Source organism: Vibrio fortis, from assembly GCF_024347475.1.
Classification (GTDB): Bacteria; Pseudomonadota; Gammaproteobacteria; order Enterobacterales; family Vibrionaceae; genus Vibrio; species Vibrio fortis.
The window spans coordinates 196,313-210,099 of sequence record NZ_AP025489.1; the positions used below are offsets into that span (position 1 = coordinate 196,313).

Consider the following 13,787-nt stretch of genomic DNA (forward strand, 5'->3'; position numbering starts at 1 on the left):
CAACATCTTAAAAACACAACATCATCATTTAGGCGACTAAACACCCATTTAACACGTGCCACTCTTGAAGTCATCGAATAGCCCTCGTATTCTGAAGCCTTCGAGAACGCGATGAAGTGTCTCTATTGGGTCCTAACTTAATACCCCAGATTGACGGTGTACTCAGTTCAAGGCGTTCAACCTTGAGTGACGTGACTACATTTATCTTCTTTGTCTCACATGCCCAATTGATTTCAATTGGGCTATCTTCCTCCCATAAAGTCTCTTAATTTCATAACCTTAAGCCTCAAAACGTTTACTACTTCTAATCAATTCCGACAAAACACCAAGAAAACGATCTCACAAAACCATCACAATAAACCCCTAAAAAACATCAAAAAGCCAAGATAAAACTGGATTAATGTCACATTAAACATCCAAAAACCCAGCAACCGACAAAAAATGCCAACCTCATCATGAAAACGTTTCCAGAGTTTATTTACACTGCGCAGCGAGTTAGGACTCAATAAAAAAATAATCCATATATAAAAATACAATGGAGACACTTCATGAAACAAAAGACGCTTGTAAGAGCGCTAGGGCTAACCCTCGCCCTTGCACCGCTTGCTGGTATGGCCGCAGTGGAAAACATCAATTACTTCGGTTACGCCAAGTGGGGCAACATTTACACCGATAACGACGAACATAACTCAGGAAAAGGCAAACGCAACGATGTAATTCGAGCGAGCCAAGGCTACGGCAACTACCGTTTAGGTAACGAGCTGAACTGGTGGGAAGCGGGCCTCAAAGCCGACGTTTGGCAACAAGGGGATGCGTACTTTGATACCACGCTTTACCTAGGCAGTGGCGAGAGCTGGGGCGACGTTAGCTTGATCCAGATGTGGTCTGCAGGACACGGCCTGATTGACGGACAAGCCGATGCCAAGGTATGGGCAGGTGAACGCTTCTACCGCCGTCATGAAGTCCACATGATCGACATTAAATACTGGGATACTTCAAGCACTGGTATCGGTGTAGAAGATTGGGACTTCGGGTTTGCTAAGGGTCACATCGCTTGGATGGCACCAAACTCCAGCGTCGACGGTCGCAGCTTGCACAACCTTGATGCACGCCTTAGCGACATCACACTCAGTGACAGCGCAGATCTTACCCTTGGTCTGAACTATGTTTTCACCCAAAACTCTAGCTATGACGAGAGTGACATCACCACTTCTGGCGCAATGTTATCGACGCTCTACCGCCAAGCTTGGGATTACGGCTCAAACACATTCGCTTTCCAGTACGGTACGGATGCGTTGGCGGGCGGCTTGATGAGTGCAGAAGGCGGCTCAAACCGTAAGTACAGCACGGGTGTTGAACACGACGGTTACAGCTGGCGCATTTTCAACTCTGGTGACCTAAACGTAAGTGAAGACTTCCAAGTGATGTACTCCATCGCCTACCAAGATAAAAACCTCGACAACGACGAAGGTGAGAAGTGGTTCAGCGTAGGTGCTCGCCCTCAATACAGCTGGACAGATTACATGGCTACCGCGCTAGAGGTGGGTTATGAGTCCGTAGAAGCTCAAAACGGTGCAGGTACCAATGACATGTACAAAGTGACAGTGTCGCAAATGTTCCAGGCTGGCAAAGGCGTTTGGGCTCGCCCATCACTTCGTTTATTCGCGACTTACTCAGAGAAAACCGATGAGTGGGGACGCGGGGGCGATGTCTACGGCCAAGCACAAAGCATCGCCAAGCAAAACATCGATGAGATCACTTTCGGCTTTAACGTCGAAACATGGTGGTAATCCTACCCGGTAACTATTTTTGACCCAACGGGGTGAGCAAAGCGTTCACCCCTCATAGGACACAAGCAGATGAAACTAAAACCGCTAGCTACTCTTTTTATGGCATTGTCTTTGAGCGCATGCAGTGGATTACCTGAGCAGACTTTCAATACAGATTTGAGCAAGCAACCATGCTGTTCAACCTTAGAGACTCTCCCGCTAACGACGCTGTCTACGCCATTCCACCAGCAAGTTATTGTAGATGCTGAACTGCCTATTTTAAGTGACGCGGTCCTACTTTCATCAAGCTCTGCGTCACACCAAGCGCTTCCTGTTGTCGGCTATGAAATAACGTCAGAGAACCCACTTTCACTTCTTGTACGCTCTTATGTCGACAACAACGCACTATTTGCAGCTAACGTCTTAGTTTATGACAAAAACTGGCAGCTTATTTCTCGATATTCAGCACAGAATTTCGATTACCACCCAACTGGCATGCGCGGTTTAGAACGCATCGAGAAAGTAATCACCATCAACCCACAGCTAAACGGTGCTCAATACATAGTTCTCGCTTCCGACTCTTCAATGTTTGGACAAAAACTCGCACGACAGCACCCAGAACAGGTGTATGCAGAGTCTCAGAACATCATTGGCAATAAACAACTTCCTTTAGTGGCGGATTACCAAGCCTTTGGGGTCGTCGAGGTGACCACCAGCGCATCAGACAACAACGCAGTTCTCACGTTATTGACTGAGCTAGGTACACACACTAAGCAAAAACCGAATTCACACATTACACCAGCCTCCTCTCCAGAAGCGCTGGATGAGTGGGAAGTATTTCAATCTCAAATCGATAAAGCACTCGAAAACGATAACGTACAGCAAGCCGCTGCGCTAGCCAACCAAGCATCAAAACAAGGCTATACCCAAGCCAAAGATTATCTCGTAGAGCAGCTAGCGAAATAACGATTCATCGCTCTCCGACTCGTTCGCAACGCCATTCACTTTATTGCGCTGCGAAATGATTGCAAAAACAGATTAGTAACAAAGAAATTTAAGTAGGAACATCATGACAGCATTCTCAGATATTATTCAAAGACGTGATTGGGAGAATCCACAATCGGTCAATATCAACAACCTCAAGGCACACAGCCCACTTGCAAGCTTTCGTGATGAAGAAGATGCTCGTGACAATGTGAATGCCCAGCGCCAATCGCTGAACGGACAATGGAAATTCAAACTGTTTGACGCACCAGAGCAAGTTGACGGCAAGTTCATCGAGCCTCAATTCAATGATAAAGACTGGGGTGAGATCACTGTCCCTTCAAACTGGCAAATGCAAGGTTACGACAAGCCTATCTACGCCAATGTGAAATACCCATTCGAAGTAAACCCGCCATTTGTACCCAGTGATAACCCAACGGGCTGCTACCGCACTACCGTGTCACTTTCTGAGGAGGACTTAATCAATACGCAGCGCATTATCTTTGATGGCGTAAACTCGGCTTTCCACCTTTGGTGTAACGGTACTTGGGTTGGCTACAGTCAAGACAGCCGCCTGCCTTCTGAATTCGACCTAACGCCTTACCTTGTTGCGGGTGACAACAGCCTAGCTGTCATGGTGATTCGTTGGAGTGATGGCAGTTACCTAGAAGACCAAGATATGTGGTGGCTAAGTGGAATCTTCCGCGACGTGACTTTGCTGTCTAAACCACAACACTGCATTGAAGATGTGTTCATCACACCGGATTTAGACGCGTGTTACCGCGATGGTTCACTGTCGATTGTGACTTCGATTTCTGCGCCGGACACCTACCAAGTTCAAGTGCAGTTGTTTGATGGCGAACAAGCCGTGACAGAACCACGCATCGACCGCCCACACAACCGTCGCATTGACGAGCGTGGCACGTGGGATGACGTGGTATTCCAAACGTTGCACGTACGCGAGCCAAAGAAATGGACGGCGGAAACACCGAACCTTTACCGCTTAGTCGTTTCACTATTCGATGAAAATGGCACGCACTTAGAAAGCGAAGCGTACCCTGTGGGCTTCCGTAAAGTCGAAATCACCGATGGCCAATTGAAGCTAAACGGTAAGCCTTTGTTGATCCGCGGCGTGAACCGTCACGAACATCACCCAGAGCTTGGTCATGTGATGACGGAAGAAGACATGATCCGTGATATCTGCTTGATGAAACAATACAACTTCAACGCGGTACGTACGGCGCACTACCCGAACCACCCTCGTTGGTACGAACTGTGTGACCAATACGGCTTATACGTGTGTGATGAGGCGAACATCGAAACGCATGGCATGCAGCCAATGAACCGCCTATCGAGCGATCCACAATGGGCGCACGCTTACATGAGCCGCTACACCCAAATGGTGATGCGCGATAAGAACCACCCTTCGATCATCATCTGGTCTTTAGGTAATGAGTCTGGTCATGGCAGCAACCACAATGCCATGTACGCTTGGTCTAAAAACTATGACCCTTCTCGTCCAGTGCAGTACGAAGGCGGCGGTTCAAACACCACAGCAACCGACATCATTGCGCCAATGTACGCGCGCGTGAACACAGTCATTGAAGACGAAGCCGTGCCTAAATGGGCAATCAAGAAATGGGTGTCGTTACCTAACGAAACTCGTCCTTTGATCTTGTGTGAATACGCACACGCAATGGGCAACAGTCTGGGTAGCTTTAATGATTACTGGGATGCGTTCCGCGATTACCCTCGCCTACAAGGCGGCTTTATTTGGGATTGGGTCGATCAAGGTTTGAGCCAATGGGATGAAAACGGCCAACACTTCTGGGCTTACGGCGGCGACTTTGGTGATGAAATCAATGACCGTCAGTTCTGCATCAACGGTTTGATCTTCCCAGATCGCACGGTTCATCCAACGTTGGAAGAAGCAAAATACTGCCAACGCATGATCACTGTGTCACTGCAAGAGCAAACCAAAGAAGCTTGCACACTATTGGTAACTAACGAGAACTTGTTCCGCGCGACCGATAATGAGCAATTGAACTGGTCTCTGTTGGAAGATGGCAAAGTCATCCAAACGGGTTCATTGGCGCTTAACGTAGAAGCCGACAGCCAAACAAGTATTGAGATTGCCCTTAATTTCACGCCAAAAGCGGAAGCGCAATACCACTTAAATACCGACATTGCTCTGATTGCTGCAACGCCTTGGGCAGACGCAGAACACGTCGTCGCTTCTGAGCAAATGGTGCTGCGCAATACAGCTGGCCTTGCTCTGCCAACATTGGAAACGCAACCAGCCCCAATGCTAGCGCAGCAAAACAACACCGTTTTGGTGTCTAGCTTGGATGAAAAACATCAATGGCGTTGGGATAGCGAAACTGGCTTGATGACCGACTGGCGTGTCGATGGCGAAGCACAAATGCTTGCGGCACCACAAGATAATTTCTTCCGTGCGCCACTAGATAACGACATCGGCGTGAGCGAAATCGACAACGTCGATCCAAACGCTTGGATGTGTCGTTGGGACATGGCAGGTATCGACCAGTGGGAACGCCAATGCGTCGCTTGCCACAGTGAAACCCTAGCGCACGCAGTGAAAGTGACTTCGACGTTCGCTTACCACTTTAATGGTGAAGTACAGGCGATCACGACTTGGACACACACCCTGAGCAATAACGGTGAGATGGCATTGGCTGTCGACGTGAAATTGGCTGATGATTTACCACCAATGCCACGTATCGGTTTGGAATTTGAACTGCCATCGAATGAGCAAAACGCGCCGATCACATGGCAAGGCTTAGGTCCATTTGAAAACTACCCTGACCGTTTGGCAGCAGCGCGCTTCGGCCAGCACACACAAACACTTGAACAAATGCACACGCCATACATTTTCCCAACCGACAGCGGTCTGCGCTGTGGTACGCAATGGTTGAAGGTGAATAAGCTAGAAATCTCGGGTGACTTCCAGTTCAGTGTGAGTCAGTACGCTCAGCAACACTTAGCAGCAGCGAAGCACACCAATGATTTGGTCGCAGAAGAGAAGATTTACGTGCGCCTCGACCATAAACACATGGGCGTAGGCGGTGATGACTCTTGGAGCCCAAGTGTGCACAAGGAATTCCAGTTAACGGACAATCAATACGCTTACAAGGTGACATTTAAACCCGCTCAGTAATCGAGTGATGACATAAACACACGCCAATGTAGCTCAATCCCCAAGTTCAGGCTTGGGGATTTTTTATCTAAGTAACCCTGTGCAACAAGTATTGAAGAGGCTAGGAAGGAATTAAAATGATCTTGCCTTCTAGTGGCTTATTGGACTCAATAAGCTCTATAGCTTGTAAATAATCACTAAAGCACATACTGCGATCGACATCTAACGCAATGTCATTGGAAAGAAAGTGCTTTAACATGCTCTCAAACGCGTTTCGCCTTACTTGACTACCAACACCGTCTTCCCAGTATCGAAGAAAAAACGTTCTGAATTCTACATTCGCTCTTTTTGCACTTTGAAAAAAAGACGGCTGATACAGCTCTAATGAGAGCGTGCCATAATTTATGAATCGGCCAGCATCTTTCAATGTATTAAGTAACTTTTCTCCTGCTGTACCTCCGATTGCATCAAACGCAACGTTAGGTAACGGAGCACCCAGCCTTCGAATCTGCTCAACAAAGTCTTCGTTAGTGTGAATAACATAAGGGGTCTTGTGCCGGTACCGATCTGGACTAGACGTCACAACGATCAATGTAAAACCCAACGATTGAGACAACTGAGCGAAAATCTTACCGATTGCTGAGTTTCCTGCATTGATGATTAGACAATCATCATTGGTTAATGCAGCAACCTCTTGCGTCAACACCCATGCCGTTAGGGAGTTAATGTAAAGCTGGCTGGCAAATCCCGCCTCTAGATGTTCTGGAACGTGAAAAAGATTGTTTGGCTCCACATCAATATATCGCTGCCAAGTACCACTGGTTGCGACCACAACACGATCACCCTCTAGGAACTCAGAACTGTGAGATTGTCTGACTCTACCAACCGCTTCAAAGCCCGGTACTCTAGGAGGCACATGATTTTTCTTATATTGCCCTACCCCATAAATTGACAGTAAGTCACTTGGGTTAATATTGGTCGCTTCAACTTCGACTCGAACTTTGCCCTGCCCTAATACCTCTAATGAAACAGATTCATATTTTAAAGATTCTTTAGGATCACCAAATTGGTGTTGATTGATACGACAATTGAGCAGTGACATAGATATCATTTAGATGAATAAATACAGGTTGATCGAGGAGGGTAGCTTTTCTCACTAAAGGAAGTAAACCCCACTATTACTCATTTTGAGTACGAGTTGAGCAACCTAACACTATTTAATCAGTGCTAAAACTTCTTTAAACTCGGGCGCTCGACAGTCTTCAATCATTTCGTACAGACACATTTCAACACCCGTAAGTCCAACGCCATTTGCGGTGAGTTTCGCCATTGCGAGAGCTTTATTGGCTGCTGTTCTTGAAGACGTACAATCCGTCACCAACTCGACTCGATAGCCCATCTTACGCAGCGATAACGCGGTTTGATAGACACAGATATGTGCTTCAATTCCACAGATTAGCCATGTATCGACTTTGGTGTTTTCCACCGCCAGTTTAAACGTCGCTTCTTTACAGCCATCAAAGGTGTATTTAGCGATGGCTAGATGATCCTTTGCCAATACTTGACGAACCGGCTCAACGGTTGGCCCCAAACGATCTGGATTTTGCTCTAGCCATACAATAGGCAAATTAAGTGCTTTAGCACCTTTCACCAGCTTTGTCGTATTCTCAATATTAGCGTCGCTTTCATGCATCAAACTCGCAAGCTTTCCTTGCACGTCAACGACAATCAACCCTGTGGTGTTTTTCGATAGCATTTTCACTTCCTATGAGCATTAGTTCATCTGACTCTGTTAACTAAGTCATTAGAATGTATCAGAAGTTCAGAACAAGCGGTTCAGAAAACGTATAAAGTTGCTACGTGCTCACGCGAATTGAATTTTGATCAAAACAGCGCACTCAAGATTCAGCGACTCAGAACAAATACCTAAATCGCTACACACATCGGTGTATTTGAAATCGGATCGCGGAATACTTTTGCGTTCAGGTCAAAAACACCATCAAGCAATGCCTCTGTCATCACCTCGTCAGGCGAACCTTCAGCCACAACACAGCCCTTCTCCAACACTACTAAATGATCACAATAACGGCACGCTTGATTAAGGTCGTGCAGCACCACAACCACAGTTTTACCTTTGGCATTCATTTGTTGCATCAAATTCATTAGTTCTACCTGATGCGACATGTCTAAATACGTGGTTGGCTCATCAAGCATTACGATGTCTGTATCTTGTGCTATTACCATCGCGATCCAGGCCCTCTGTCTTTGACCACCAGATAACGATTCAACCGGCTTATCAGCATATTCAAGAACGCCTGTATCAAGCATCGCTTGTTCCACAATGGCTTGGTCGTCTATTCCTAACTTTCCCCAATGGGATACATAAGGTGAACGACCATATTCGACCAGTTTTCTGACGGTAATACCTTCAGGACTAACTAGGATTTGTGGCAGAAGCGACAAAGAACGCGCAAGTGCTTTATCGCCATAGCTTGATAATGGTTTACCTTCAAACAGCACCTCCCCTGACATGGGTTTATTGATTCTTACTAAGGTTTTTAACAAAGTGGATTTACCACATCCATTAGGACCAATTAACGCGGTAATTTTCCCTTTAGGGATTGAAACCGTGAGGTTTGGGATAATCGTTTGTTTGCCGTACGCGACGGATAGGTTCTGCGTTTTTAGCATGGTTACCAACCTCGATAACGATAAAGAAGGAAAATGAAATAAGGTGCGCCAATCACTGATGTAAGCACGCCAGCAGGCAGTTCGATAGGAGGGTTCAAACCTCGAGCAAGCACATCAGCACAGGTCACTAAAGTGGCCCCCAGCAAAGCAGATGCAGGGATTAGTAACTTGTGATTATGCCCGAAAAGCAAACGCGCTAAGTGCGGCGCCAATAGCCCAACGAAACTGATTGTACCGGCTACTGACACGCTGACACTCGCGATTAACACAGCGGCCAACAGAGCGAGAACCTGAATCTGTTTTGGCTTGATACCCAGTGTAGTCGCACTCTCCTGACCAAGCCCCAACACGTCTAATCGCCAAGCAAGCCATAGTGCTATTGGCACTAGTAGAACCAACGCACCCCAAATAAATGGCACTTGCTGCCAGTTCCTGCCCCAAAGACTACCTGTTAGCCACACCATGGCAGTATTGATCTCGATAGGGTTGGTGACGAGCAAGAAGTCAATGCAACTGGCAAGAAACGCACTCACGGCGATACCGATCAAAGCCAGTTTGGCCGGTGTTGGTTTAGACCACCATGCCAACAAGGCAATCAACCCAGCCGCAAAAACGCCACCAAACATCGCAAATATAGGGAGTAAACTCACTGGTGCATTTGGAAACCAAACCAAACTCGCAGTTGCAGCGAGGCCTGCTCCAGCACTAATCCCCATTAGGTCTGGAGACGCCAAAGGGTTCCGTATCACCCCTTGTACTAACACGCCTGAAAGCCCTAACCCTGCACCAACGCCGATGGCGAGCAGCATGCGTGGCAACCGATACTGTTGGATTACAAAATCATCACTAGAAAAAGCCATCAAATGTTCCATCACTTGAGAAATCGAGAGTGATGCTGCCCCAACAAACAGGCCAGAAAAGGCCATCAACATGAGTAGCCCAAGTAATAACCATACCTTCGCATTATGATGCATTAAGACTTCCTTGTCGCAATGAGAATAAAACATGGTGTCCCTAGTAAAGCGGTAATGACACCAACGGGCGTTTCTGTTGGGAAAGCAATCGCTCTTGATAACGCATCTGACCAAGAAACCAACGCTGCCCCTGCCATCGCGGAAACGGGAATCAACACATGATAATTATGCCCAATCATAGGGCGAACTAAATGAGGCACTAACAATCCGACAAAGCCAATTGGTCCTGCGATAGCAACACTTGCACCCGCCAGCAAAACAATTGTCACGCCACAAATGAATCGCGTAAGACGAATATTACTGCCTAGCCCTATAGCGACCTCTTCACCAAGCGCCAGCAAATTGAGATTGCGAGCTAGGCTCATAGCCAACCCTAGCCCCATCACTAAAGGTGGCCACAGCATTTGCCATTGCTCATCATCCACGGTAGATAATGATCCTGTAAGCCAATGCAGCACGCTATAAGCCATATCGTCTGCAAGAATCAATGCAGCTCGAGTCAACCCAATCAATAATGCCGTAATGGCGATGCCCGCTAATACCAAGCGCAATGGGTGAGAGCGTGCAGAAAAAAAGCCGCCGAGGAGCATCACAGCACCACCGCTTAACGAGGCTCCGATAACAGCATTAAGAATTGGATTCAGTTCACTAACAACAGGCACGCTTATCGCAGCTAAAGCCATAAAACAGGCAGCTCCAGCATTAATACCAAGAATCGAGGGAGATGCGAGTGGGTTTCTGGTTAAGCCCTGCATCAGTAAACCCGCAACCGCTAGGCTCGCGCCAATCAATAACCCTGCATAGGCCCTTGGCGCTCTTAGCGTCGCCAAAATTTGATGAGTCATATTGCTCGAGTCAAACACAAGCCAATAGTCAACTAAGTCATTAAAATTCAGAGAAAAGTTGGACCATCCCAGCATAGACGCCGCATAACCAGATAGCATCAAACACAATACTAACGACGTAAATGCAGCGACTCGCCACGGCAATAATGGCAAGCTTCGCTTGCCTCGTGAGATCAACATCGGTCTCATGAACGTTCCAAAATCTGCTCTAGATTTTTCGCCATCTGCTCAGCCGCTAACATGCCTCGATTCAATGACCAAAGTGCCGGTGAAACTTCAACAACTTGCTTATTTTTTGCTGAGGTCAATAGGTTAAATAACGGATTTTTCTGCCAGTCGTTGACCACATTAGGATGAGAATAAGCGCCTAATAATAGCCAGTCCGGATTGGTTTTTAACAATAACTCAAAACTGGTTGGTAAGTACGCCTTTTCATTCAACTCCTCAATCGGGCTCGCTATCCCTAATGTTGTCAGTACTCCTCCGGCATATGATGCTGGGCTATGAAGCCACATTCCTTTATCTGATACGACAGCAAACTGGACGGTTTGCTTTAAAGAGAAGTGGCTTTTGAAATCGAGCATAGTTTGTTGATGCTTTTGAATTCGTTGCTCCATGGCTGATTGCTTATCAAGAGCGACACCAATCTTGAGCGCTGATTCTAGGTTTTCTTGATATGTTTCACCTCGGCTTTTTAATAATAAAGTCGGCGCAATTCGTTGTAAGTCTTGATAAACAGTACGGTGACGCTCTGCATCTGCAATGATCAAATCGGGCTTAAGAACAGCAATGGCTTCGAGGCTAGGTTGAGATCGCATACCAACCGACTGCCAAGGTTCAACCAATTCTCGCACCGCTGGAATCACACGTGTTGAGTCATTATCATCGGCGACACCTACGGGAGAAACGCCTACCGCGGCTAACGCATCTACAAATGAGAACTCTAGAACAACGATGCGTTGCGGCGCGGTGCTAATCTCGAACTGGCCTTGCTCATCTTGGATGACTCTTGTTTTCGCCAAACTAGAGAATGAGATTAAGCACATCGCCAATACAGTGACGCTCATCCATAATCTCTTCATTACGCGAAGTGTGTTCGTCGAAACTCGTTGAAAGTCGTTTCCCATATTAAATTATCCTCTAACGCTAAACCGTGAAAGTCGCCAAGAGTATTGGCGACTTTTATTCGTTATGATTTTCAATAAATTACGTATTAGAACTGGTAGTTAAGATCCAAAGTATAAGAGCGCCCTGGCGCCGGATAGCGACCAACAGGACTCGTATCAATACCTCGGAAGTAATAGTCCTCATCAAACAGGTTGTTGACCGCAAAGTTCATGCGCAGTTTGCTGCTCTCGTCCTTGTACAGATCAGAACCTAGGTTGAAGTTCCATACCATGTAGGCTGGCACTTTGCCCGTCGCACCAGTAGCATCTTCGGCGCTGGTGTTCGCATTATCAGAGTACGACTCACTGAAGTAGTAACCAGAAAGAGTGGTATCTAACTTGCTAAACGCGTAAGTCGCGTCCCAGCTAAATTGATGTTTAGAGGTATAAGGCAGTTGATTGCCCTTGTTTGCACCCTCTTCTTCAATCGTTGCGTCTAGGTAGTTATAGCCAGCACCTAAACTAAGAGCTTGGAGTGACTCAGGAGTATAACGGCCGGAAAATTCAACACCTTGGTGGAGTGTTTTACCAATATTGTCGAAAGTTTGGCTCGCGCTTTGCCATTGAAGCTGATCTTCAAAATCGATTCGGTAAAGCGCAACATTGAAGCTGGTTGAATCAAGGTTGTAACGCGCACCTAGCTCGTAGTTCCATGCAAGCTCACTGCCCTCTTCACCTTTACCGCGAATGTAAGCAATTTGCGGTGCACGTAGAGATTTCTGTGCGTTGGTGTAACCCACCCACTGCTCAGTAAGATGGTAAGCCACCGTTAGGCCTGGCAGCCACTCTGTAACTTTATTGTCCGTGCTTTCAGCGTTACCTAAATCATTAAATGCCATATCTATTGATTCATATCGAATCCCAGGTGTGACCTTTAGATCATCATTAAACAAACCTATTTCATTACTGATATAGCCAGCAAAAGCGTCAGTGTCCAAATGCCAATCACGTGGGGTTGTGGTTGCCCCACCTGCAATCGGTGTTTGTGTAAGCTTGTAATCGATATCTTCGTTAACGTAGCGCGCCCCAACAATCAAGTTTTGAGTCACGGAGTTACCATCAAAATAGATCGCCAATTTAGGCTCAACACCATAGACAGCAAATTCTCGTGGTGATGTGCGAATATGGGTCGATGGCAATGACGGATCAGCCCAGTGACCACCAGCACTATTAAAGCCCCATTGGAAGAAACGCTCAGAGCGGTGACCAAATGTCAGTATCTCGAGTTCTGCGCTATCCGCAATGTTCAGATCATGTAAGTATTTTAGGCTCCAACGTGTTGATTCACCTTGGTACTCATCATATGGTCGCTTCGATTGAGTGCGATCATTCTTGTAATCTTCTGGCGATAAGGCACCCGGCATTTGAGTATCGGCGTCGTAGCGTTGAACGAAAGCTTGTAACTCTTGAGTATCGCTGAGTAACCACTGCAATTTCGCTTGGAAGTTTTTGACATCCGTGTCGGAGTGCTCTCGAAAACTTTCTCCTGTTAGGAAGTTACCTTCCACTTGAAGGGCCAGTGTGTCAGTAAGCCAACCGCCTGTGCGTAAATAGAGATCATTTAAAGGAGCATCACCATCTTCAAAAACAGTCAACCGGTTACTGATTTCCGTTTGCCATTGGTGGGGAATAGGTTTCGTCACTAAGTTGATCACACCACCGACGTTATTTGGTCCGTACTGAACCGCCGCGCCACCGCGCACAATATCAATACGATCAAGCATCGACAGCGTCGCTGGGAAGATCGACTGTCCGGTATGGCCATAAGGCGCAAGAGTCAGTGGTACACCATCCATTAGAAACTGAGCATGACCACTTCGGCTCGCTTTCAAGCCACGTACTGAGATGTTAGGTAAAACACCGGTGCCAGTTTCATCTTGAACTTTAATACCCGGTACACTTTGAAACGCAGAATCAATAGAAAGCGCACCGGTTTTTTTAATCTGTTCATTAGTCAAAACGGTACGAGCCCCTGGATACTCTTTCACATCCTCGAGCTCTGAGTTACCTATCCAGCTACCAGTAACGACAACCGTTTCCATGGTCGTAGTTTGAGGATCTGACGTGGCAAATGCGTTTATGGAAGTCACTGAAGCGATAGCTATAGCAAGAGTACTGAGACGCAACTTCTGATGCGATTGAGTACAGGGGTTACCATCCAAATTCTGGTAAGACATGAAAATCTCCTAAAAGGCAGGTTA

At 46.8% G+C, this 13,787-nt stretch carries 10 protein-coding genes; 3 read left to right on the forward strand and 7 right to left on the reverse strand.

Annotation, left to right across the window (positions count from 1 at the left end):
• Nucleotides 1-548 precede the first annotated feature (548 nt).
• The 3 genes from OCV50_RS22735 (at nt 549) to OCV50_RS22745 (ending at nt 5,931) form a co-directional block, all read left to right on the forward strand.
• Nucleotides 549-1,790, forward strand: coding sequence for a carbohydrate porin (locus tag OCV50_RS22735; RefSeq protein ID WP_261905274.1), 1,242 nt, complete (start codon nt 549-551; stop codon nt 1,788-1,790).
• Between the two features lie 69 nt (nt 1,791-1,859).
• Complete coding sequence (locus tag OCV50_RS22740; RefSeq protein ID WP_261905275.1) at nt 1,860-2,735, forward strand: MalM family protein; 876 nt, start codon at nt 1,860-1,862, stop codon at nt 2,733-2,735.
• 103 nt (nt 2,736-2,838) lie between these two features.
• Nucleotides 2,839-5,931, forward strand: a complete 3,093-nt coding sequence (locus OCV50_RS22745; RefSeq protein ID WP_261905276.1) for a beta-galactosidase — start codon at nt 2,839-2,841, stop codon at nt 5,929-5,931.
• A gap of 100 nt (nt 5,932-6,031) precedes the next feature.
• Here the strand turns inward: OCV50_RS22745 and OCV50_RS22750 are convergent, their stop codons facing one another.
• The 7 genes from OCV50_RS22750 to OCV50_RS22780 all read right to left on the reverse strand — a co-directional run bounded on the left by OCV50_RS22750 (nt 6,032) and on the right by OCV50_RS22780 (nt 13,763).
• On the reverse strand, nt 6,032-7,012 hold the full coding sequence (locus OCV50_RS22750) for a zinc-dependent alcohol dehydrogenase family protein (RefSeq protein WP_390905178.1): 981 nt from the start codon (nt 7,010-7,012) through the stop codon (nt 6,032-6,034).
• Between the two features lie 111 nt (nt 7,013-7,123).
• Nucleotides 7,124-7,666, reverse strand: coding sequence for a hydrolase (locus OCV50_RS22755; RefSeq protein ID WP_261905277.1), 543 nt, complete (start codon nt 7,664-7,666; stop codon nt 7,124-7,126).
• A 170-nt stretch (nt 7,667-7,836) separates the two neighbouring features.
• The gene (gene fecE, locus OCV50_RS22760) at nt 7,837-8,601 is read right to left on the reverse strand and encodes a Fe(3+) dicitrate ABC transporter ATP-binding protein FecE (protein ID WP_261905278.1); all 765 of its coding nucleotides are present in this window, start codon (nt 8,599-8,601) and stop codon (nt 7,837-7,839) included.
• Nucleotides 8,602-8,603: 2 nt separating this feature from the next.
• A complete protein-coding gene (locus tag OCV50_RS22765) occupies nt 8,604-9,575 on the reverse strand; it encodes a FecCD family ABC transporter permease (protein ID WP_261905279.1) in 972 nt (323 codons plus the stop codon).
• On the reverse strand, nt 9,575-10,609 hold the full coding sequence (locus OCV50_RS22770) for a FecCD family ABC transporter permease (protein WP_261905280.1): 1,035 nt from the start codon (nt 10,607-10,609) through the stop codon (nt 9,575-9,577). The genes OCV50_RS22765 and OCV50_RS22770 overlap by 1 nt, the downstream gene beginning before the upstream one ends.
• Nucleotides 10,606-11,502: a Fe(3+) dicitrate ABC transporter substrate-binding protein gene (locus tag OCV50_RS22775; RefSeq protein WP_390905184.1), complete on the reverse strand. Its 897-nt coding sequence runs from the start codon at nt 11,500-11,502 to the stop codon at nt 10,606-10,608. Before OCV50_RS22775 ends, OCV50_RS22770 begins: the two co-directional genes overlap by 4 nt.
• A gap of 131 nt (nt 11,503-11,633) precedes the next feature.
• A complete protein-coding gene (locus OCV50_RS22780) occupies nt 11,634-13,763 on the reverse strand; it encodes a TonB-dependent receptor family protein (protein ID WP_261905282.1) in 2,130 nt (709 codons plus the stop codon).
• Between the last annotated feature and the right edge of the window lie 24 nt (nt 13,764-13,787).